The following is a 21,689-nucleotide window of genomic DNA, read 5'->3' on the forward strand; positions in this document are numbered from 1 at the left end:
TCCCCCTCCGTCCTCCGGCCGGCGCCCTCAGGCGGCGGTCGAGCGGCTCTCGTCCATGGCCAGCAGGGCCCGGGCGTCCAGCGCCAGCAGGAGCTTCTCGGGCATCGTGTAGGCGCCGAGCAGCAGCGAGCCGACCTGGGCGTTCACCGTGGAGGGGGTGGTCTCGAAGGGGACCTGCGAAACCTCCACCACCCCGCCGATCTCGTCGACCAGCAGGCTCACCGGCTCGTCGTCGACCCGGACCACCACGTTCACCTGCGGCTTGTCCTCACCGCTGGGCGGCAGGCCCAGCCGGGCCCGCACGTCGATCGCGGTCAGCACCTCACCGCGCAGGTTGATCAGGCCGGCCACCTCGGGCTGGGAGAGCGGCACCGGCGTGAACTGGTTCATCCGGACCACCTCCTGCACCAGGGCGACCTCCACCCCGAACAGGTAGGAACCGACGTGGAAAGTGGACAGCTGGGTCACAGCGCCTCCTCGTACATGTCGCCGAGCTGCTGCATCGTCGTGGCTCCGGCGTCGTCCTGGTAGAAGGCAGGGTCGGCGGCGAGCACCGCGGCCTGCACGTCGAGCAGCTCGACCACCCGGTCACCGACGACGATCGAGCCCAGCAGGGCGTGGTCGTCGATGTCGGACCGGGAGCCGGCGCGCTCGGTGGCGATGTCCATGATCCGCTCGACCGCGAACCCGACGCTGCGCTCGCCGCGGGTGTAGACCACCAGCTGCAGGCGCTCGGAGTCGCTCTCGTCGCCGTAGGCGCCGAGCAGACTGGCCAGCCGGACCAGCGGCATGATGTGGCCCCGGTACTGGACCACCTCGCGTCCGCCGACCCGCTCGATGGTGTTGGTCGGGATCTCTTCCAGCCGGGTGACCATGTCCAGCGGGATGGCGGTGCGCCGGCCCCCGGACAGCTCGACCACCAGCACCGGGTCGATCGCCGTGGTCTCCTCGGTGACCGCCGAGCTGGCCGCCCCGGCCGGGTTCGACAGCACGTCGGCCTGCCGGGCGATCGCCGTGGCGTCGAGGATGAGCACCACGCTGCCGTCACCGTGGATCGTGGCGCCCTGGTACATCGGCAGCGCCTTGAGGTGCCGGCCGAGCGGCTTGACCACGATCTCCTGGGTGTCCAGGACGTCGTCGACGACCAGGCCGAAGCGGTGCTGCTCGGCCTGCAGGACGACGATGAAGCCGCCGCGGCCGTCACCGTTCTTGCCGCCGCCGCTGGAGGTGCCGAAGGGCACCAGGCCGAGCTGCTCGTCCAGCTGCACCAGGGGCAGCAGCGCGCCGCGCAGCCGGTAGACCGGGGCCCCGGAGATGTGCTCGATCCCGCCCCGGGCGTGCTCGCCGGACAGGCGCACCAGCTCCAGCACGCTGACCTGCGGCACCGCGTACCGGTGACCGGAGCAGCCGATGGTCAGGGCCGGGATGATCGCCAGGGTCAGCGGGATGCTGAGCCGGAAGGTGGACCCGGCGCCCTTGTTCGAGACGACGTCGACGGAACCGCCGATCGCCTCGATCCGGGTCTTCACCACGTCCATGCCGACCCCGCGGCCGGAGACGTTGGTGACCTTGGCCGCGGTGGAGAAGCCGGGCAGGAAGATCGACTGGGTGATCTCCCGCGGCGTCATCTTCTCCAGCGCGGCCTGAGTGACCAGACCCCGCTCGACGGCCTTGGCGCCGACGATGGTGTGGTCGATCCCCGCACCGTCGTCGATGATCTCGAGGTGGACCAGGCCGGCCTCGTGGTAGGCGCGCAGGGTGAGCGTGCCCTCCGGGTTCTTGCCCTTGGCGATCCGTACGTCCGGCGGCTCGATGCCGTGGTCGATGGCATTACGGACGAGGTGCGTCATCGGGTCCTTGATGGCCTCGAGAACGCTCCGGTCCAGTTCAGTGTCACGACCCTCCATCTCGAGCTTCACGTTGCGCTCGAGCTGGCGGGAGAGGTCACGGACGACTCGGGGCAGTTTCGACCAGACCGTGTCGACCGGCTGCATGCGGGTCTTCATGACCTGCTCCTGCAGCTCGCTGGTGATCAGCGAGAGCCGCTGCGCGGACCGGGCCAGGGCGCTGTCGTTCTGCTCGTCGAGCTCGGAGACCAGGGCGTTACGGGAGAGCACGAGCTCGCCCACCATCGACATCAGGGTGTCCAGCAGCCCGATGTCCACCCGCACCGAGGACTCGACCACCGAGCGCTTCTGCTCGCCGCCCTCCCCGGGTTCCGGGGCCGGCTTGGCCTTCTCGGCCGCCGGGGCGGGTGCGGGGGCCGGTGTGGGAGCGGGTGTGGGAGCCGGGGCCGCTGCGGCGGGCGCCGGCGTCTCCGGCACGTTGGTGATCGAGACCTCGGCCGTGACCACCTGCGCCCCGGTCGGGATCTCCTCGGGGTGGCCCTTGGCCGCCTCGGCCAGTTCGTGCGCGGCCTCGATGGCCCGGTCGGCGGCGGCCTGGGCCGCTGCCTGGACGACCTCCTCGGTCGAGGCCCCGGCCGGGTCGCCCGCCTGCTCGGTGGCCTGGGCCACGACCTGCTCGGTGGCGCCCTCGGGGCTGCTGCTCTGGGCCGGGATCAGCGGCGCCGGGGCCGACGCCCCGTCTTCCAGCAGCGTGCCCAGCCGGGCGACCAGCTCGGTGTGGTCGTCGTCGCCCTCGCCCCCGCTGGCCTCGATGTTGGACAGGAGGCCGCGGACGGCGTCGACCATGGCCAGCAGCGCGCTGGCCCGCTCCTCGTTGAGGATGATCTTGCCGTCGCGCATCCGGCTGAGCAGGTTCTCACCGACGTGGGTGAGCTTCTCGAGCTTGTTGAACGCCAGGAAACCGCTGGTGCCCTTGATCGTGTGGATGGTGCGGAAGATGCTGCCCAGCAGATCACGCGAGGTGGGGTCCTGCTCGAGAGCGAGCAGGTCGGTGTCGAGCTGGTCGAGGTTCTCGTGCGACTCGACCAGGAACTCGGCAACGATCTCGTCGATCGCCTCCATCAACTCTCCTTCAAGAACAACCGCATGGTCCGGACGTTGGTTTTTTCATCGGCATCCGCGGGTCACTCTTGAGCAGGCACCGAGGGCACCGGCGGTGACCACGCGGGCCGGTCGGTTCGGGTGGGTCGGAGGGGTGTCGGAGGGCTTACGCAGGTCAGCTCAGGTCGCTGATGCTGACGTTGGCCGGTACCTCGATGCAGCCGGCCTTCTTCCCCACCCGGGCCAGGCCGGCCAGGTCCCCCTTGGCGAAGCCGCTGGGCGAGGAGGCGGTCAGCGTCGGGTACATCTGCTGCCGGCGGCTGCTCACGTGGTCCAACCCGGTGGCGTGCCCGAGCTCGTGCAGGATCACGTTGCTCTGCCGCAGGCCCCGGCCGAAACCGGTCTTCAGCTTCTGGATCGCCGCGGCCTCGAGCACCACGTAGCCGCGCATCACCGCAGCGCCCTCCCCCTGGCTGCCGTACCAGGTCGACCACAGCACCCCGCCGTAGCCGAGGCTGCGCGCGGTCATCGGGAAGTCGGTGCGCTTCTTGGACACCGCGGCGACCACGATCTCGGCCGGCTGCTTGGTCAGGTTGTCCTGCCGGGGAACGAAGCTGGTGGTGCCCTTGTACCGGTAGGTCATCCCGGTCGCGGCGGACAGCCGCTTGAACGAGGCCTTGACGGTCTTCAGCATCGCCGCCCGCTTGGCCTTGGGCAGGCCGCTGAGGTTGACCCGGTAGGTGATCGCGGTCTGGCACGGGTTCCAGCGCGCATCGATCGTCTTACCGCTGTTCAGGCGCGCCTGCATGATCGAGTACGACGAGGTCTGCGCCGCCGTCTTCTGCAACCCACCGCTCAACTGGCCGCCGACCGCGTCGGTGCTGGCGAGCGTCCGCAAGCTCTGGCTGTTGCCGTTCGGGCCCGCCCCGGCGAACTGCGGTGCGAACAGGGCGACGACCACGACGAGAGCGGCCAGGGCGAGCCCGGACCAGGCGGGACGGGTTCGCTGCCGTTGTGCGCCGGTGACCAAGTCGTCCTCGTTCCCTCAAGCCGTCCGCAAGGCAGGCAGTGATCGCGGCGGTAGGTCACCGCCTGTGACTTGAGGTTGACCGCCGATCCGTGATCGTGGGATCTGCCGGCCGGGTGAAGGTGACTGATAGGGCGGCACTCTCGATGACGGAGAGTCGATTCTTGTACTTCACAAAGCCGATACCAGACCGGGGCTCACTGGGCGTTCCGGGCACAGTGCCTACGCCGGGTGCATGAAGGTTTAAACAGGCGCCTCAACATGGGCGGATCTTGAGGGTGGCACCCGTTCGGAGCAGGCGAATGTGCGGGGTCACAAGCTGTTATGGCTTCGCTTGGCGATGCACTGGGCCATGCCGACGGGTGGCCGCTACTGCCAGCGCTACCAATGGCTCCGCCACCAACGGCCTGCCACCGATGCCGCCATCACTGCCAGCGCCAACAACGGCCCGCCACCTTCGATCCGGAAGGTCCAAGTTTGTCGGTGGTGGCAGTTATGCTCTCTTGGTAGGTGGAAATCCACCAAACCTGTTGGGGGACGGGGGTACTGCGGTGAGTTCTTTATCCGAAGGGCGCCTGGCGGGGCGTGCGCCGAAGGAACTGATGGCGCTGGCAAGGTGGCTTCTGGACGAAATGGATCCCGCATTCATGGAGGGTCTATGCACTGCTCCACCCGCCGTCCCAGCCAACAATCCAGCCACCAACTACCCCGCAGACTCAGCCACCGAGTGGCCCGCAAACTCAGCCACCACGCGGCCCGCCGACCCAGCCACCGAGTGGCCCGCCGATCTACCCACCGATTCGCCCACCGACGTACCGACGGATCTACCCGACCGCGGCTGCGCCGATTCGTCGCCTGACTCGTCAGCTGCCTCGTCGGCGGCCATCTCCCACCAACTGCTCGAGCTGGCCGTCCAGCAGGAGTGGCTGATCCGGTCCATACAGGCCAAGCGGATCGCGACCCTGGCGCAGGCGGTGAAGGCAATGCCACCGGCCCGTCGCCGCCGCGCAACCAAGCGCCGCAACAACCCGATCAACCGCGAAGCAGGCACCAGCCAGGACAAGGCAGACCACGGCCAAGATGCAGACACCGACGCTGCAGCCGATACCGGGGCGCGGATCTCTTCAGTACGCCTCACTTCAGCCCGGATAGCGCCGGAAATGACCCTTCATCCCCGCACCGCCACCACGCTGCTGGAACATGCTCAGGGCCTGGTCGACGATCTCCCCACGATCATGGCCCTCTTCGCACAGGCCCGACTGGATCAGGCCCGGGCGATCGTCGTCACCCGCAGGCTGCACCAGGCTGCCGAGGAGATCGAGAACTTCGAACCCGGCTGCGACCGCTGGCGAATGACCGAGGCCATGATCGCCAGCCAGGCCCCCGGCCTGACCTGCCGCGATCTGGAACGGCTGATCGATCGGCTCCTGCTTCAGCTCCAGCCCGACGCCGGCACGCAGGCCCATGAAGAAGCCCGGCGCAGTCGGCACGTGCGGTTCGAGGCCCTGGCCGACGGAATGGCTCTGATCACCGCCATGGTCCCGGCCGACATCGCACAACTGCTGCACGGATTCCTCGACGCCGCTGCGGACGCCGCTCGCGACCGCGCCCAAGAGGAAGGCGCCCCTGATCCTCGCACCCATGACCAGCGGTGCGCCGATGCACTGGCGGCTCTCGTGCAGGCAGTCACGAACGGCATGCCCATTCCGCTTGCCGACGATGCAGACGCAGAGGCCGCCGACACCGACACAGCCGCCACCCAGACCGCCGCCACCGGCGAGGTCACCGCCACTACCACCTACGATGTCCCCGCCTCTACTTCCGCCACCTCCACACGGTCACAAGCCGAATCAGCGGAACCCGCTGACGCCGAGTCTGTTTCGCGCCCCACTTCAGTACACGCCTCCATAGCCAAGGCCTGGCAACAGATTCTCGCCCTGAACGGTGGCAACAGCCGCAAGACCCTGCTGAACGTCACGATCACCGACGCCAGTCTTCTCGGCCTGGACAACACTCCCGGCCTCCTGCACGGCCATGGCCCCATCGCCGCAAGCCTGGCCCGCCGCCTCGGCATCAAGCCTGCACAGGTCAACTTCATCATCCTGCCTGGAGCCTGCGCGCATCCCGACGCGCACAACAGCCATCAGCCGGGCTCGGGCGAGGGAGTTACCTCAGAAGAGCTCTGCCCGGCCGGGCTTGATCACAGCTTGCCCGGCATCCGTCGGTACCGACCTGGTCAGGCCCTGACCAACGCCCTCACGTCGCTCTACCCGACCTGCGTGTTCCCCGGCTGCACAACCCCTGCAACGCGCTGTGACCTGGACCATCTCAAGCCTTTTGGGCTGGGCGGGATGAGCTGCATCTGCAACATGCGGCCCGCTTGCCGTCCGCATCATCGTCTGAAGACCTTCGGAGGCTGGACCGCCCGAGCCTCACGGCCGGACGAGCCGTTTCCCTTCGGGTCGACGGTCTGGACCACCCCCGACGGCACCCAGCATCACACGCCCCCACCGTGCTTACCTGGCATGCCCGGGTGGTCCTTCCCGACCACAGTCTCCGAGCCTGAACCGGAAACCTTGATCAGAGTGGATCTCATGCCCTCCGAAGAACGCACCGCCCGCCGCACTCGCCGATGGAAGAGCAGCCTGGACTGGTGGAAGAACCACATGCAGAAGGCGCGGCGGGAAGCTCAACGCCGCGCCCGCCAGAATCCCCCACCGCTACGCAGACCACCCCATGCACCCTGGGGCGAAAGTCAGGGAAGGGTAGCTGGTCTCGATGATCCGCCTTTCTGACGGACGCATGCGCCTGGCCGGGCTATGGCAGTCCTGGCCAATCAGGTTGCCCCGCCGAGCCCATCCAAAACGCGGAAGGGCCGGCAACCCTTTCGGATTGCCGGCCCTTCGCCGGTTTCAGATCGTCAGTGGGTCAGCGCCCACGATTCACTTGACCTTGATCTTGAGCACCTTGCTCTTGCCCATGCTGGTGCCGGGGGCCTTGAAGGTCACGTACACCGAGCGCGTGCCCTTCGCCAGCTTCACCGTGGTCTTGCCCGCACCGGATGTGCTGGACGTGACCTTCTTCAGCAGCTTGTCCTTGCCGGCGACGTCCTGGTAGAAGTTCAGCGTCGCCTTGGTGTTCGGGTCACCGTTGGCCGAGAGCTGAACCCGTCCCTTACCCAGCGCCTTTCCGCTCAGGCTGACCTTCGACCAGACCTCGGTCAGCGACGAGGCGCTGCTCATGCCGTCGGCCTTGACGATGAAGTACGTCGACCGGGTCACCCTGGTGGACAGACCGAACTCGCCCTCGGCGTCCGTCATCGCGGAGTCCATCAGGCTGTACGAGCGCTCGCCGGACTCCTTCGACCAGATGTCGACCGACACGTTCGGGCGGAAGGTACCGGACAGCTTGGCCGTTCCGCCCTGGCCACCCGCGGTGACGTTGGCCGTCGAGCTCAGGGTGAGCTTCGTGGCCGCGACCGTGATGGTTCCGGTGCCGCTCTCCTTGCCCTCCGGCAGGGTGACGCCGGCCGTCTTGTAGGCGGCATTCGGCGTCAGCACGGCCGGGGTGACGAGCTTGGCGGTCAGTTCGAGCTCGCCACTCTGATTGGTACCACCGATGAAGGTTGTGCTGAACACACCGGCGGCGTTCGTGGTGACGTAGGTCGATCCGATTGCACCGATCGTGGAGGTCCCCGTGGACAGAGTCACGTCGGCATCCGGAACCGCGTTCCCGAAGATGTCCGTAACCTTGCCAGTCACAATCATCGTGGCCCCGGGCGCACCGGAGTTGTCGTCGACCGTGACGTTGTAGCCCTGGGTGCTGGCCGGAGCCTTGACCGTGACCGTCGAGGAGGCTGTGGCCGAACCCGAGGTCGCGGTGATCTTGTGCTCACCGGACTTCGTGAAGAAAACGTATGCACCGGAGAGCACACCCGAGGCGTTGGAGACGACGTCCATCGACTCCATCAGCGGGTGATCGGCGTCCGGGGTGGCAGCGCTGGAGAACCAGACACCGTTGCCGCCGGTGAGCTTCACACTCTGGTAGGCCAGAGGCGCGTTGTCAGCCCCTAGTACCGTTCCGGCGATCTGACCCGTTGTGTTGCCGAAAGCCGCGACCTGTGTGGCATCCGGGGCGGTGTTGTCCTGGATCGTCAGATCCTTGGCTCCGTCGGCCGGGGCAGTCAAGGTGACCTTCGAAGCAGTGGCAGAACTGGCCCACTGAATCGTTGCGGTGGCGGTCTTGCCCCCGTAGGTGAAGGTCAGCGAGTTCGTGGTGCCCGCAGCGGGAGGCGTGGTCGGGGTGTAGGTGTAGCTGAACGTCCCGTTGCTCAATACGGCGTTACCGGTCGCGTCGCCGCTGACGGCCACCTGCTGGTTCTCACTCGCCGGCGGCTGGAAGTCCTTGCCGAACTGGTCGACCAGCTTACCCTTCACCGTCACGGAAGTAGTCCCGACCTTGGGAGTCAGTTCCGTGGAGGTGCTGGTGATCTTCACCGCGTCGACCGCTGCGGCCTGGTAGGCGACCGACAGCGCCGGGGTGGCGTTCGCGGCACCGCTGGAGGCGTTCACGGTGTACGCATTGGCGTCTGCCGTCTTGGCACTGCGTACAGTCAGCTTTGCCATGCCGTCCGCGCCCGTGGTGACCGTTACTTCACCACTGGCCGGAACAGCCGCACCGTTCGCGGTCAGGTCCGTCAGAGCGATCCCTGCTCCGGCGGTCAGAGTGAAGGTCACCGTCGCGTTCGCGACCGGCGCCGGCGTACCGGCGTTGTCCATCGCCTTGGCGGTGAACATCACATCTGAGGTGCCCGGGCGCACCTTCACCGTGCCACCGGTCACCTTGACGTTGTCCGACTGACCAGTGTCTACGGCGGTCGTCAAGGTCGCGACGCCGTTGCTGGTGATCTCAGTCGTCCGGGCCGTGCCGACGGTGGCGCCGGCAGCGCTACCCAGCTTCAATTGCGTCGTCAACGTGTGCGGGGTCCCGGCGTCGCGCCCGAGGGCGTCGGCACCGTCAGTGCCGGTCGACATGTACCGGAAGATACCGTCCGCAGCTGTGTACTGGCCTACACCGTCAACATTTTCACCAGTGACACCACCGCCGGCGTCTGCGAAGTCGAAGTAGAGCTCCTTGGCGATCGCATCGCCCAAGGCGCTCGGCGATCCACCGCGAATGTCCTCGGTCGTCAGCGTGGTGGTCACCTTGGCCTTGGCAGCCTTGGTACCAGCCTGCACAGTTGCGGGCGCGGCGAGCGTGAAGGCATCGGCGGCAGCACGCGCGTTCAGTGTGAAGGTGGGCGTGGTGCTGTCAAAGTTGGCCTGGTAGATCCCGTCACCGTTGGTGTCTTGGAACACCCGGAACGTGTAGGTACCTGCATCTTCTGCACCGAAGTACAAAATATCCGAGGCTAGCGGGGTCGTGGCCAGTGAAACCGGCGCCGTCGTCGTCCCGGTCGCCCCGAAGGTGTTGGTTGGCGCACCGTTGCTCGCTACGCGCTGACCGTAGACCTCACCACCGGCAGGTGCCGTGAGCACGTCGAGGTAGAGCGTGTCGGTACCGGTCGTCCCAGACACCTTCGTTCCATAAGTGAGCGCAGCGGAGTCTGCATCCACCTGCGGATCGGCAGCCAGGATCGACGCATTGGTCATACCTCCCACGAAGGTGAGGCTTTGGCCAACCGCCTGGGCCGGTGAGGCGAAGATCCCCAGACCTGCACTGCAGAGGGCGGTCACGCCCAGCGCGGCGATCGGGATCCGCGCCTTTTTGCTGTTGAGGTTCATGAAGCGAGTTCCTTCCTCTGCGATCCCACCCCAAGGCGGCGACCGCTTCCTTGACCCGTGACCGTGAAAGTTCCCGTCCCCCAACCGCGCCACGTCAACGCGGAGGGTTCGGCGGGGTCCGGGCTGTCACTGAGATCAGACACGGATCGACGATTGCGACCCGAGACAGAATGTAGGGGAAGGACTACCGAGAGACACGCCTCTGGGCCTGTCCCGACCTGTCGCCCGCATCAGCAGACGTCGGGCGCATCACGAATAACACTAGAGAATCGGGCTATTCACGCTCAGTGTGCGCAAGAGGCTTCGGGCGGCCTCCGGGTCACGCATTGGGGCCTCTCACCTGCACTGTTACCGGGTCGCCGGCGCTACCGCCGGGGGAAGTTCAAGGTCAACCGGTGAATTGGATCAAGACCGGGGGACAGAGTCTGCCTGGCAGAAGGCTCGTGAACGGGGACGTGAGGTCACCCGATTGGGCGCGCCCCGGGCCACCGGTTCGGATCAGTCAGGCCGATTGGACCCGAACACCTGAGGTGATCAAGGGGCCGTAGGGCATTCAAATCTCCCCAGAACGTACTACGCCGGCTGGGGTACTCCATCGGAGCTACGCGGCCGTAACCAAAACCGAACAGGGGACGTCCGTGGTGACCACGGGCGTCCCCTGTTCGAGGGTTGTTGATGGTTGCCTCTAGAAAGGCTGAAGGGTGAGGGTCACGTTCTTGGGTGCGTTGTCCTGGATGTACGAAGCCTGCTCGCAGACGTCGTCGTAGGCGAAGCCGTAGGCCTTGCCGTCGACCGTGTTCTGGTGCAGGACGCGGGAGTAGTGGTTCGTGGTGGTGCCCGGGTAGAACTGCGCGGGGTCGGTGATCGGCTGGTTGGGCTTCAGCAGCACGCCGCGGTTCAGGCCGGCCGCCAGGATGGCGCCGATCGGGCCGCTCACCCCGTCGTTCGGGGAGACCAGGGCGCCGTTGCAGAAGAAGACGTCGCGGGTGGTGGGCTTGGCGAACGTGGCCTTGACCGCGCCGTTCTGCCGGAAGACGAAGTTCGAGCCCTCGACCTTGCCGGTGTACTCCTGGTTGTTGGCCACCATGCGCATCGTCTGCGAGCTGTACTGCGACCAGCGGGCGTTGATGTTCGCATCCAGGTACGACCCGGAGAACAGACCCGCATCGATGCCGTGACCGGGTGCAATCACCCGCAGGTCGCCCTGCACCAGCTTGGCGAAACCGGCCTGCTTGCGCAGTGCCTCGAAGACCTTGGCCCGGGCGCCGTCCTTCCACTGCGCGATCGACTGGGTCTTGCTGCCCTGGAGCGTGATGTACATGGGCAGACCGAACATGTCGACCATGGTGGTGTTGCAGTACATCCCGGAGTCGTTGTTGGTGAACTCCATGAAGTCGTGCACGATGTTGAAGTTCGGGTCGCTGCTGACCCAGCCGGCCGGGTACTGCAGGCCCAGGCCGTTGCCGGCGCCGACCACCTTGAACTTCAGCTGCTGACCGACCGAGATGTACACCCGGCCCGAAAGCGTGGCCAACGGCAGGGAGTTCAGCTCGCTGAGCCGGATACCGTAGTTGGTGTAACCGTTGTTCGTATTGTCGGACAGCGCGATCTCGGCGAAGTTGCCGTCTTTCCGGATGTGCCCCATCTTGCCCGTGGACAGGTGGGTGCCGACCGCGTGGACCCAGATCTGGTCGCTGCTCTTGCCGCTGTTGTTGACGATCTTCAGCGGCAGACCGTTCGCGGCGTGCACCAGCTGGGGCAGCCCGAAGAGACCGGCCGCCCCGAGAACACCGCCACCGATGGCGCCACGGATCAGGGTACGACGGCTCAGATTTGGCATAGCAACAGTCCTAAAACTCAGAGGGTTAAACGGGACTCAACGCGCGAAGGTGAACGAGTCAAGGTCGACGAACTCGGCGGGCGAACCCGACTTGAAGGTCAGGTACACATCGTGCGTACCGGTCGTGGGCCGCATTTCGCCCGGGATGTCGCGGAACTTGTTCCAGCCGCCGGTACTGGCCACCGAAAAGGTCGCGGCCGGTTCGGCGGTGGCGCTGTCCAGCCGCACCTCGACGAGGCCGCTCACGCCCGGGTCGGCGCCGGAGGCCACCTTGGCCACGAAGGTGCGGGCCGGCCGGTCGCCGAACCGGACGCCCTTGAACACGGCCGAGTCGCCGTTCGCGATCGAGCCCAGAGCGCTGCCGCCGTTCACGGTCTTGATGCCGCTCTGGCTGTCGAAGCTCTCGGCCTCGATGGCGCCGAACGCATCCCGGCCGCCGCCGGTGCCGGGCTCCACACTCTCCCCCGGCTCAACCGGCTCCGTCGGCGTACCCGGCTCGGTCGAAACCGGCTCCGTCGAAACCGGCTCCGTCGTCGCAACCGGCTCGCTCGGCTGGGTGCCCTCGCCGGCGTCCCCACCCTTCTGCGAGACCGACACATAGTCGACGATCATCGGCTTGCCCGAGGCTGTGGAAGCCGTCGGCATCCCCGGCCACCCGCCCCCCACGGCCACGTTCAGGATCAGGAAGAAACCGTGGTCGGTGGCCTTGGCCCAGGTTTCCGCAGAGACCTGGTCGGACTTGACCGTGTGATAGTTCTGCCCGTCCACGTACCAGCGCAGCTGCTCGGGCGAGGTGCTGCGGTCCAGCTCCACCGAGTAGGTGTGGAAGTCGGCCTGCAGGCTCGGGCTGAACCCGCTGCGGCTGTTGCCGAGCCCGGTGTTCTCGTTGCACTCCCCGCCCGGGGCCGTGCCGCAGTGAATGGTGCCGTGCACAGTGTTCTCGCCGTTGACGTTCTCCATCACGTCGATCTCACCGGTACCGGGCCAGTTGGTGTACACGCCGCGGAACGGCTCACCCAACGACCAGAACGCGGGCCAGATGCCCTGCGCAGCAGCACCGCTCACGTCGGGAAGTTTGATCCGGCTCTCGAAGCGGACCACTCCGCCCTCGGGAGCGGCGAAGTCACTGCGCTGGGTCTCGATCCGGGCGGAGGTCCAGTTGCCCGAACCGTCCCGCAGCGGGGTGATGTTCAGATTGCCGTTGCCGTCCAGGCTGACGTTCTCCGGCCGGTCGGTGTGGGCGGCGATCTCACCGGTGCCCCAGTTGGCCGCTCCACCCGGGTAGCTGTGGCCGATGTCGAAAAGCCAGTTGTCACCGGAAGGTGAGGCACCCGCGGCGCCGTCGAAGTCGTCCTGCCAGACGGTGGTGAAGCCCTCCGGGGCAGGCGCCGAGTTGCCCGGCGAGGCGACCGCGACGGCCGTGGCGACGGCCAGGGCCACCGCGCCGGACGCGACGACCGCCGTTCTGCGGGCGCGCGAAAGACGTTGCTGTGACATGCAGGTGATCCTGTTCAGGGGAGGTTCACGAGGAAGGGCCGGCGCCCGGCCCTATCAGGGCAGGCCGGGCGCCGGGTCTAGGGGGCGGGCCGGTCAGGAAAGACCGTCGGCCACAGCCTTGGTCAGCTCGGCGTCGCTGGTGTCACCGGAAAGGTCCCAGGAGAAGGCGCCGCCCAGCTTCTGCTGCTTGGCGTAGGCCATCTTCCCGGCGATGGTCTCCGGCGTGTCGTAGCTCCACCACTCGCTGCCGCACTTGGCGTACGCGGTGCCGGCCACCTTGCCCGTGGCCGGGCAGGTCTTCTTGAGCACCTTGTAGTCCTCGATGCCGGCCTCGTAGGTGCCCTTGGCCGCGCCGGTGGCCGAACCGCCCGGCTCGCCCTGGGTCACCCCGGTCCAGCCGCGGCCGTAGAAGCCGATCCCGAGCAGGAGCTTCTCGGCCGGGATGTCCAGGCTCTTCAGCTTGGCGATGGCCGTCTCGGAGTCGAAGCCGGGGTTCGGCGCGCCCTTGAAGTCGGTCAGGGGCGAGTGCGGGGCGGTCGGGCCCTGCGCGCTGAAGGCGCCGTAGAAGTCGTACGTCATGGGCAGGTACCAGTCGACGTACTTGGCCGCACCGGCGTAGTCGGCCGCCTCGATCTTGCCGCCTTCGGTGCCGTCCGCGGTGATCGCCGAGGTGACCAGGTCGTCGCCGAACTCGGTGCGCAGCGCGGCCATGACCTCGCGGTAGGCGTCGAAGCCGCTGGTGTCGGTGCTGGCCCCGGTGGCGTTCGGGTACTCCCAGTCGATGTCGATGCCGTCGAACACGTCGGCCCAGCGCTCGTCCTCGACCAGGTCGTGGCAGGACTGGGCGAACGCCTTCGGGTTCTTGGCCGCCTCGCCGAAGCCGCCCGACCAGGTCCAGCCGCCGAACGACCAGATCACCTTCAGGTCAGGGTGCTTGGCCTTGAGCTGGCGCAACTGGTTGAAGTTGCCGGCCACGGCCTGGTCGGTGGAGTCCGCCTGACCGCTGACCGATCGGTCGGCCGGGAACTTCTTCTCGTAGTCGGCGTAGGAGTCGCCGATCACGCACTTGCCGCCGGTGACGTTGCCGAAGGCGTAGTTGATGTGGGTGAGCCGGTCCGCGGCGCCGCTGGTGTCAAGGTCTTTCACCTGGAAGTCGCGGTCGTACGTGCCCCACTGGGTGTAGTAACCGATGACCTTCGTGTCACCCGAGGGGACCGAAGTAGGGACGTCGGTGGGCTCGTCCGTCGGTTCATCGGTCGGCTCTTCGCCGGGATCCGTAGGGTCGGTGCTCGACCCGTCTGTAGGCTCCTGGGTCGCCGTAGGTTCAGAACTAGGGACGTCGGTGGGCTCGTCCGTCGGTTCGTTCGTCGGTTCTTCGGTCGGGTTCTCGGTCGGGGTGCCGGAGCACGCACCGCCGTCCGTCCACACGTCGGCGCCACCCTTCGCCCCCGGAACGTCGCTGTACGACCACCATTTCGCGGTGTACGAGTACCCCTCGTAGGTGACGACGTCGCCGCCGTTGTAGGCGAGGGTCTTGTTCCAGGCAGCTCCGGTGCACTTGGTGGCGGCGGCCGCTGCGGTCTCAGGGTTGACCGCGTTGGCGCCCATGGGCGTGAGTGTCGCAACCAGCGCGACTGCCGCCGCGGTGGCCGTCAGCCCCGCAGCAGCGATTCGAGCTCGCTTCATGGTGATCCCCTTCAGGGCGGGAGTCATGATTTATGAGGGCTCTTCAATTAAGTGCCGATACGTGAACGTAGCAGCGCAAACGAGCCCTGAGACCCACCCTGAAGGCGTTTAGGAATCATTTAGGTACGGCCAAAGAGGCTCATACCCAAGACATCGCCGATGCAGTGCCGCGACTGGCGCCCAGCGCTCAGAGCGTGTAGCGGTCGACCCCGAAGTTGTCCTCGTCCAGCACGATTCCACCGGCCGCCTCGACCAGCGCCCGCGTGGTCCGCGCGATCAACGGCGCCACCCGGGCCCGGCTGGTGCGGTACCCCTCCGGCGGGTAACGCATTTCCCGGGCCGCCGGATCGGGCGCCTGCCAGCGCACCTCGTAGGTGACCAGTTCCTCGTTGGCCCACGGCTGGCCGGCCACGGTCGGATCGTCGGCGTCGGTCAGGTGCACGAGCACCTCGACCACCCCGTCCGCCCCGAAGTCCTTCACGATCGCGAAGCCGTCGATCACGTCGTCCTCGGCCAGCATCTTGCGGTCCCGCTCGTCGGCCGCCGCATGCAACCGCTGCAGGTCGCCCGGGCTCAGCGCACTGCGCCCCACGTCCTTGACCAGCAGCTCGCCGGTGTAGGCGGCGGCCGGTGGCCCCGCCCAGTCTTCCCCCTCGACCGCCAGCACCGCGCCGGGCATCTCCCGGGCCACGATGCCCAGCAGCACGTCGGGCTCCAGCCAGGTCTTGGAGTGCACCACGTAGTCGACCGCGCGCTCCGGATCCGGCTGGATCAGCTGCAGCGTGCCCGCCACCCGCACCGCCCCGCCGATCCGCCGGGCCAGGCTGACCAGCAGCTGCAGCGCCCGCCCCTCTTCCCGCCAGGGCAGGCCCTCGGGGAAGGCGTAGGCGAAACCGTCCCGGTCGTCCACCCCCGGCAGCGGCGGATCTTCCCGCTCGACCGGAGCCTCCAAGCAGTAACAGACGGTCCAGGGCATCGGGACGCCCGCATCGACCGCGTCTTCCATCGACAGCTGGTAGGGCCCGGTGATCCGGCTGTGCCGCCCCAGCTGCACCTCGCCGGTGTCGTACAGGTCGCTGTGCGGGACCCGGTCCCGGACCAGCGTGTCGACCACCTCGAGGTCGACCGTGGTCGGGCAGAGCAGGAGGTGGCGAGCCGCCAGGTCCTGGACCGACATGCCCTCTTCGACCTCGGCGGCCGGCTCGGCGGCCTGCTTGTCACGTCCCCAAAGCCCCGCCACGAACGCGCCTCCCGTCGAGATCCCTCAGCCTGCTAAAGGTAGCAACCGCACACACGCGGAGAGGGGATGACCACAGGCCGCCCGGTCTTTGATAGTGTGTCCTCGCCCGGTCCAAGAGGTCCGAGACGGGGCATGCGGGCGTAGTTCAATGGTAGAACATCAGCTTCCCAAGCTGACAGTGCGAGTTCGATTCTCGTCGCCCGCTCCAGCACGAAGGCCCAGGTCAGAGACTATTTCCCCGACCTGGGCCTTCATCGTTTGCTGGCTCGTAGTGGCCCGCGTGCCCCTGGCGTGCCCCTACTGGCGGTCAGCTGCGGTATCTGGGGTGTCGTCGCCGGTCGGCTTGGGCGTGCCGAGCATCGTCTCCAGAGCGTCAGCGATGCGACGGTCACCGCGCGTGGAGCGGTGCTGATAGATGAGGGCGGCCTGCATGCTGTCGTGTCCCATACGGGCCATCAGGTCACGCAGGGACGCCCCCGACTCGGCGGCGAAGGTGTTGCCGGTGTGGCGTAGGTCGTGGAAGTGCAGGCCGTTGGCTCCGATGACCGCCACGGTCTTAGTCCACCGGGTGACCTTGTTGAAGTTGCTTCGCCGCAGCGCGCCGCCCTTGACGCCGGTGAAGACGTAGGCGTCCGGGCCGGGCTTGGTATAGACGTCCATGTGCTCGGTCAGGGCTGCCATGATCGGGCGAGGCAGAGCGACGACCCGGCGACCGGCCCGGGACTTGGGTGGCCCCTCGACCAAGGCGCCCGATGACAGCTCGACCAGTCCCCGCTCGATTCGGATCGCGCCAGCCTCCACCTGGACATCCCGGCGCCGCAGAGCGATGGCTTCACTCCAGCGCAGACTGCCGAACGCTGCGACCAGGACCAACGCTTTGTACCGGTCCGGCATCCGGTCCGCCAGCTTCGTGACCTGAGTCACAGTGAGCACCGGACGTTCCGGGGTCGGTTCGGTCCCGGCCCCGGCGATCCGGCAAGGGTTGCGCGAGAGCAGCCCGTCATCTACTGCGGTCATCAGAATGGCCCGCAGCAGTCGGTAAGCCTTCGCGACCATCGTGGCCGACACACCGTCATTGAGCAGATCAGCCCGCCACCGTCGCACGCGAGGACTGTCGAGCTCCCCCAAACTCACCTTGCCGAGCTGCGGTTCGATGTGTGTCCGGAACGTCCATTGGTACATGTCGCGTGTGCGCTGTCGCAGGCCCGACCGTTCAGCGATCCAACGATTGCCGAAGTCTCGCAGTAACTCTGCCACGTCATCCGGATTGGACCACTGACCACGCACGAGTTCAGTCTCAGTCCCGCTGAGCCACTGATCCGCCTCCCTCTTGGTGCGGAACGTCTCAGGAGCCGGACGGCGGATGCCCTCAGGATCGAGGTAAGACGCCTGATAGCGACCAGACGGCAGCTTACGAACCTTGCCGAAACGACGACGCCCGGCCATCAGGCAGCCCTCCCCCGACGAGGACGACCAGCTCTCGGTTCAACAGTTCCGGCCGAAATGAACTCCACCAGAGCGGATTCCGGGATCCGGACGAACCTTCCAACATGGACGTAGCGAATTCGTCGCTCGGCCACCAGCCGACGCGGGAAGCGAACGCCGGTACCGAACAGCTCCCCGGCCTCTTCCAGACTGAACAGTCTCTCCAGACTCATGCCGCCGTTTCCTCTCTGTCGTTGCCAGTTGCCGAAAGATTTGTGTCTGCGGGTGGGGGTTGACCGTTCTTGGCCGCATCCAGTGCAGCGCGCCACTTTTGGCGTTCTGCTACGGCGAGGAGTAGCCGGTGGCTGAGTGGCGCGATGGGGTCGCGCTTGTCTGCCACACGCCAGGAGAAGCGGTCACGAGTCATGTCCTGTGACGGGTCAGATCGGCCGGCACTCTGGCCGCTGCCAGTGGTGGGGTCGTTGACGCCGAGGGTGGCCATGACCCAGGCGCGGCGGTCGTGCTTGTGGTCGGCCAGGGTCTTGCCCGACCACTTGCGCGAGACGAGGATGCGGCGCCCGGCGTAGCCGAGGTGTTCGCGGCGGTGTGCCTTGGAGCGGCAGGAGCCCGGACGCTGACCCTCGTGGGCGTTCTTGGGGGCGATGCCGTAGCGCAGCCAGTTGGCGCAGGTGGGCGAGCAGGGTTCGACGGCGAGGGCCTGGACCAGGCGGTCAAGGTGGGCGCTCTGGGCGCCGTCCTCGGGCTCGTGGGCCTCGGTCATGGACTTGGTCAGGTACTTGGCCAGGTAGCCCACCCGGCGGTCAGCCTCCGGAGTGCCGGACAGCAGGCCCTGGACGTCGACCTGAGCACCCAGGCGGGCGACGTGGAACGGCTCGGCGTCCGGGTCGGCGTCGATGGCGTCCAGGGCTTCATCCCAGCCGGTGAGCTGTTCCCCGGTGGTCGGGTCGACGAAGATGCCCGCGTACTTGTCGCCGATCTCGGCGTCCGGGATGTACTGCCAGACAGGGGCATTGAACTCATCGAATACCGGTTCGCCGACCTTGGGCCACCACACCTGGTGGTAGGTCGCGGCGACGACGCGGCGGAACAGTGCCCGGGGGATGGTGCCCCGGATGGCGAAGTGGGCGTGTGCGGCCAGGCGGCGCTGTGGCTCGACAGCGGCGAAGTACTGCACGTCATACCCGGCGACCCGGCGCAGGTTCTGGACCAGGCGGTCAATGAGCCGGGAGAAGGCGATGGCGTCTCGGGCGGCGGCGCGGTAGTCGTAGGTCGAGGGGTCGACCGGGGTGCCATCGGCCCGCACGTGCCCGTAGGAGGGCAGGGTGACGGTGGCGAACATGGAGGGGCGGAAGACGGTGCCGTCGTGGCCGGTGAAGGCCCGCCCGAGGGTGGTGTCGGTCATCTCGTTCTTGGGCAGGTCCGGGGCATCCTGTCGGCGGCGGGTGGAGCGGACCCGGCGAGGCTTCTTCGGCGGGTCGATGTCCCCGCGGACTCCGGCTTTGCGCAGATCGGTATCGACGCTCTGTGCGGCTTTGGTGCAGGCCAGGACCGCGCCCTGATTGTCGGCTGCTTTCATCTCATCGCGGGCGGCGGTGATGTCGGCGCGGGCGGTGGCCAGCTCCCGCTGTTCGGTGTTCGGGGTGTCGGGGGTCAGGTCCGGTTCGGTGACCAGGTGCCATCCCTCGCGGCACTGGTGCACACGCAGGCGCCGGGCACGTTCGGCGCACGAAGGGCACTTGGAGGCCAGGGTGGCGCCGCAGGGCACGTCGACGTGACGCACGTGCCCGGTGTGTTCGTCGGTGACCTTCATCGGCACGGGGCGGATGCACACCCCGTGGGAGACCGCGACGGCCTCGACAACGTCTTTGGCCAGCGGCATCCGGGCACGTTGCAGCCGCGATCCAGGGCGGGGAGCATCGGCCAGCGATTCGGCTGGCACTTCGGCCGGGGTGGCGTCGTCGAGGACCGTCACGGTTACAGCACCTCCCAGTGTTCGTGCGATGCGTGCGAGAACGCCTGCCGGTCGGCGGATTCTGGGTTCGATGTGGTGCAGGTCCACAGGCAGCCGGGGATCATGCAGTCAGCGGCGAACATCCCGGCGGAGCCGACCAGCAGCCAGGGCTGGGCGGGCCGGTCGGCAGTGCGGCGGCTCATCGGGTCCGCTCCTGGCGCAGTGCAGCGGTCATCGTGGTCAGGTCGATGCCGAGGTGCGTGCAGTGGTCGACGACCTGTTCGGCGTCGCTGAGGAAGGCCCAGACATGGGATGGTTCACTTTCCTGGCAGTCCCAGCACAGGCCCATGCACGCGACCCCTACCGCCGATCTTGCTGTGACCGTGACGACCTCGCCCAGGTGTCCACAGACCTGGCACTCTTCACGGCGAGGGCAATTGCGGGTGTCCTCCAGGTTGATGCTCACTGCTCAGGCCCCCTTCTGCAGGTGGGCCAGGTAGATGCCGCGCATCCTCTGGCGGGTGATCCCGAGGTGTTCGCAGTGCCGGGCGATGCAGTCCTCGACCCGGTCGGCGCCGAGGTCTTCGGCGGGCTGGCCGGTGTGGGAGTCGCAGACCCGCAGGCAGGCCACCAACGCGGACGAGCCGATCACAGCCGTAGCCGAATGAGCATCGGCGGTGCCGCAGAAGTCGCAGCCGCCGAACCGGTCACAGTCGGCACTGCTGTGCAGATCGACAACGGGACGGTGGGGCGACTGCTTGGCGGCGAAACGTCCACCGTGGCAGTACAGATCACGGTGAACCTGACGATCCTGATAAGGACCGCCGCACGTGGTGCAGATCTTCCGCAGCGTCATCCCCGCACCGCCCGCCAGATCAGGGCGACGATGGCGACCTGGAGCACGAGAACAGCCGCCAGGCACCACGGCCCGCCGAGGATGAAGGCGGCCAGGGGGAAGACCAGCGCCCAGAAGGCGATGGCGCGCAGGATGCGGGTGATCCACTGAACGTTCGTCGTGATGTGCAGCTGTGCCATGTCAGCCCACCGCCCTGAGTGAGCCCGTCGGCTCGTCCTCGTCGTTGTCGTTGGTTGGGGTGTCGTGGAAGGTGGCGCGGAAGCCGGTGCCGGAGGTGACGAACCGCACCAGTTCGTCAATCTCGGCGTCATCGACGTACGCCGCGCGCACCCGGGCCGGGACGCGGGAGGCCCGGATCTTGAAGCCGATACCGGCCGTGGACGGGTCGTTGGGGATCTCGTCGGCAGCAGCACCACGCAGCCGGGCACCGTCGCCCAGGACCATGTCCGGGTGAGCGGCCGAGGTGACCCGCAGGCAGATCCGCACGGTGAACAGCTCCCGCACCGGAACCACGTCCTTGGACGGCTCCTGCACCTCAGCCAGCATCCCGTGACCAGTCGCCCGGCCCTGAGTCCCAATTTCTTCCAGAAGCTTTCGGGTCTCACGGGCGTTCGGGCCGAACGAAAGCAGCGCGGCCATCTCGTCCAGGACCAGGAGGTTGAACGGCGTTTCTCGGGACAGCTCGAACTTCGCGCGGCGGTCGGCAGCGTGACGACGCTGAGCGACCCGGCAGTCCTCGGTGAAGTCCTGGATCAGCTCCAGAACCTCATCCGGTTCAGCCGCGTACCTGTAGGCCACCCCCTGACCACGCGACAGCTCCATGCGCTTGGGGTCAACCATCCAGACCCGGACCAGGCCGTCACGGATCAGCGGGGCGATCGACCGCAGCGGAGACCAGATCAGCGACGCCTTACCTGAGCCGGTCGCACCAGCGACGAACCAGTGCTGACCGATCAGGGACTCCAGCCAGTCCGCGCCGTACTCGTCTTCGCCCAGGTAGACCGCGCCCAGGTCGACCATGCTCGAATCGGCCGGCATTACCGGGGCGTCCAGCACTTCGGTGAACGGCTCGGAGCGTTCGATGACCAGTCCCACGACCTGCGGGCGGGTGCGTTCGACGGCGACCCGGACCGCGCCCAGGGCATCGGCGATCTGCTCGGCCCGCTCTTCCCAGGTTTTGATCGACTGCCCCGGAGCCATCCGGACCATGACCGTGTCGATCGTGGGCGAGTACGAGTAGACCCGCAGCACCCGGGGAATCTGCGTGACCCCGGTACGGCGCTTGACCGGCGCCAAGTCGACCGCCATGCACACATCGGCCCAGCGACGACCCACGTAGACGCCCCAGCGACGAGCGAACGCCCGAAGTCGCGGAGCCATCACCCGGTCGTAAGAGTCCGGGTGGCCCCGGTACC

At 67.4% G+C, this 21,689-nt stretch carries 17 protein-coding genes and 1 tRNA gene; 2 read left to right on the forward strand and 16 right to left on the reverse strand.

From position 1 onward, the window contains the following. Window positions 1–27 precede the first annotated feature (27 nt). From QSK18_RS04995 to QSK18_RS05005, 3 genes are all read right to left on the reverse strand, one after another. Window positions 28–468 carry a chemotaxis protein CheW gene (locus QSK18_RS04995; protein ID WP_232808752.1) on the reverse strand — a complete coding sequence of 147 codons (441 nt, stop codon included), beginning with the start codon at window positions 466–468 and terminating at the stop codon, window positions 28–30. Beyond that, on the reverse strand, window positions 465–2,969 hold the full coding sequence (locus QSK18_RS05000) for a chemotaxis protein CheA (protein WP_285616748.1): 2,505 nt from the start codon (window positions 2,967–2,969) through the stop codon (window positions 465–467). The genes QSK18_RS04995 and QSK18_RS05000 overlap by 4 nt, the downstream gene beginning before the upstream one ends. 154 nt (window positions 2,970–3,123) lie before the next feature. Then, window positions 3,124–3,978 (reverse strand): matrixin family metalloprotease, encoded by an 855-nt coding sequence (locus tag QSK18_RS05005; protein WP_232808754.1) that lies wholly within the window; start codon window positions 3,976–3,978, stop codon window positions 3,124–3,126. Window positions 3,979–4,526: 548 nt separating this feature from the next. Between QSK18_RS05005 and QSK18_RS05010 the strand changes: the two genes are divergently transcribed. Next, a complete protein-coding gene (locus QSK18_RS05010) occupies window positions 4,527–6,770 on the forward strand; it encodes an HNH endonuclease signature motif containing protein (RefSeq protein ID WP_285616751.1) in 2,244 nt (747 codons plus the stop codon). Window positions 6,771–6,917: 147 nt separating this feature from the next. On the opposite strand, the gene QSK18_RS05015 is transcribed toward QSK18_RS05010, so the two are convergent. The 5 genes from QSK18_RS05015 to QSK18_RS05035 all read right to left on the reverse strand — a co-directional run bounded on the left by QSK18_RS05015 (window position 6,918) and on the right by QSK18_RS05035 (window position 16,021). After that, window positions 6,918–9,758 (reverse strand): hypothetical protein, encoded by a 2,841-nt coding sequence (locus QSK18_RS05015; protein WP_232808756.1) that lies wholly within the window; start codon window positions 9,756–9,758, stop codon window positions 6,918–6,920. A gap of 685 nt (window positions 9,759–10,443) precedes the next feature. After that, window positions 10,444–11,598, reverse strand: a complete 1,155-nt coding sequence (locus QSK18_RS05020) for a beta-1,3-glucanase family protein (protein WP_232808757.1) — start codon at window positions 11,596–11,598, stop codon at window positions 10,444–10,446. 36 nt (window positions 11,599–11,634) lie between these two features. Next, on the reverse strand, window positions 11,635–13,095 hold the full coding sequence (locus QSK18_RS05025) for a carbohydrate-binding protein (RefSeq protein ID WP_285616753.1): 1,461 nt from the start codon (window positions 13,093–13,095) through the stop codon (window positions 11,635–11,637). Window positions 13,096–13,188: 93 nt separating this feature from the next. Beyond that, window positions 13,189–14,781, reverse strand: a complete 1,593-nt coding sequence (locus QSK18_RS05030; protein ID WP_285616755.1) for a glycosyl hydrolase family 18 protein — start codon at window positions 14,779–14,781, stop codon at window positions 13,189–13,191. 187 nt (window positions 14,782–14,968) lie between these two features. Next, complete coding sequence (locus QSK18_RS05035; RefSeq protein ID WP_232808760.1) at window positions 14,969–16,021, reverse strand: hypothetical protein; 1,053 nt, start codon at window positions 16,019–16,021, stop codon at window positions 14,969–14,971. Between the two features lie 134 nt (window positions 16,022–16,155). Between QSK18_RS05035 and QSK18_RS05040 the strand changes: the two genes are divergently transcribed. Further along, window positions 16,156–16,229: transfer RNA gene (locus QSK18_RS05040), tRNA-Gly, on the forward strand. Between the two features lie 89 nt (window positions 16,230–16,318). On the opposite strand, the gene QSK18_RS05045 is transcribed toward QSK18_RS05040, so the two are convergent. From QSK18_RS05045 to QSK18_RS05075, 8 genes are all read right to left on the reverse strand, one after another. Next, a complete protein-coding gene (locus QSK18_RS05045; RefSeq protein WP_232808761.1) occupies window positions 16,319–17,467 on the reverse strand; it encodes a tyrosine-type recombinase/integrase in 1,149 nt (382 codons plus the stop codon). Beyond that, window positions 17,467–17,679, reverse strand: coding sequence for an excisionase family DNA-binding protein (locus QSK18_RS35845; protein ID WP_352396436.1), 213 nt, complete (start codon window positions 17,677–17,679; stop codon window positions 17,467–17,469). Before QSK18_RS35845 ends, QSK18_RS05045 begins: the two co-directional genes overlap by 1 nt. Continuing rightward, window positions 17,676–19,346: a replication initiator gene (locus tag QSK18_RS05050; RefSeq protein ID WP_502894172.1), complete on the reverse strand. Its 1,671-nt coding sequence runs from the start codon at window positions 19,344–19,346 to the stop codon at window positions 17,676–17,678. The genes QSK18_RS35845 and QSK18_RS05050 overlap by 4 nt, the downstream gene beginning before the upstream one ends. Before the next feature lie 95 nt (window positions 19,347–19,441). After that, window positions 19,442–19,621, reverse strand: a complete 180-nt coding sequence (locus QSK18_RS05055) for a hypothetical protein (protein ID WP_232808763.1) — start codon at window positions 19,619–19,621, stop codon at window positions 19,442–19,444. Beyond that, window positions 19,618–19,884 (reverse strand): hypothetical protein, encoded by a 267-nt coding sequence (locus QSK18_RS05060; RefSeq protein WP_285616763.1) that lies wholly within the window; start codon window positions 19,882–19,884, stop codon window positions 19,618–19,620. The genes QSK18_RS05055 and QSK18_RS05060 overlap by 4 nt, the downstream gene beginning before the upstream one ends. 3 nt (window positions 19,885–19,887) lie before the next feature. Next, the gene (locus tag QSK18_RS05065) at window positions 19,888–20,274 is read right to left on the reverse strand and encodes a hypothetical protein (RefSeq protein WP_232808765.1); all 387 of its coding nucleotides are present in this window, start codon (window positions 20,272–20,274) and stop codon (window positions 19,888–19,890) included. After that, on the reverse strand, window positions 20,271–20,453 hold the full coding sequence (locus QSK18_RS05070; protein WP_232808766.1) for a hypothetical protein: 183 nt from the start codon (window positions 20,451–20,453) through the stop codon (window positions 20,271–20,273). The genes QSK18_RS05065 and QSK18_RS05070 overlap by 4 nt, the downstream gene beginning before the upstream one ends. Before the next feature lies 1 nt (window position 20,454). Beyond that, window positions 20,455–21,654, reverse strand: coding sequence for an FtsK/SpoIIIE domain-containing protein (locus QSK18_RS05075; protein WP_232808767.1), 1,200 nt, complete (start codon window positions 21,652–21,654; stop codon window positions 20,455–20,457). Between the last annotated feature and the right edge of the window lie 35 nt (window positions 21,655–21,689).

The organism is Kineosporia sp. NBRC 101677, assembly GCF_030269265.1.
Taxonomy (GTDB): Bacteria; Actinomycetota; Actinomycetes; order Actinomycetales; family Kineosporiaceae; genus Kineosporia; species Kineosporia rhizophila.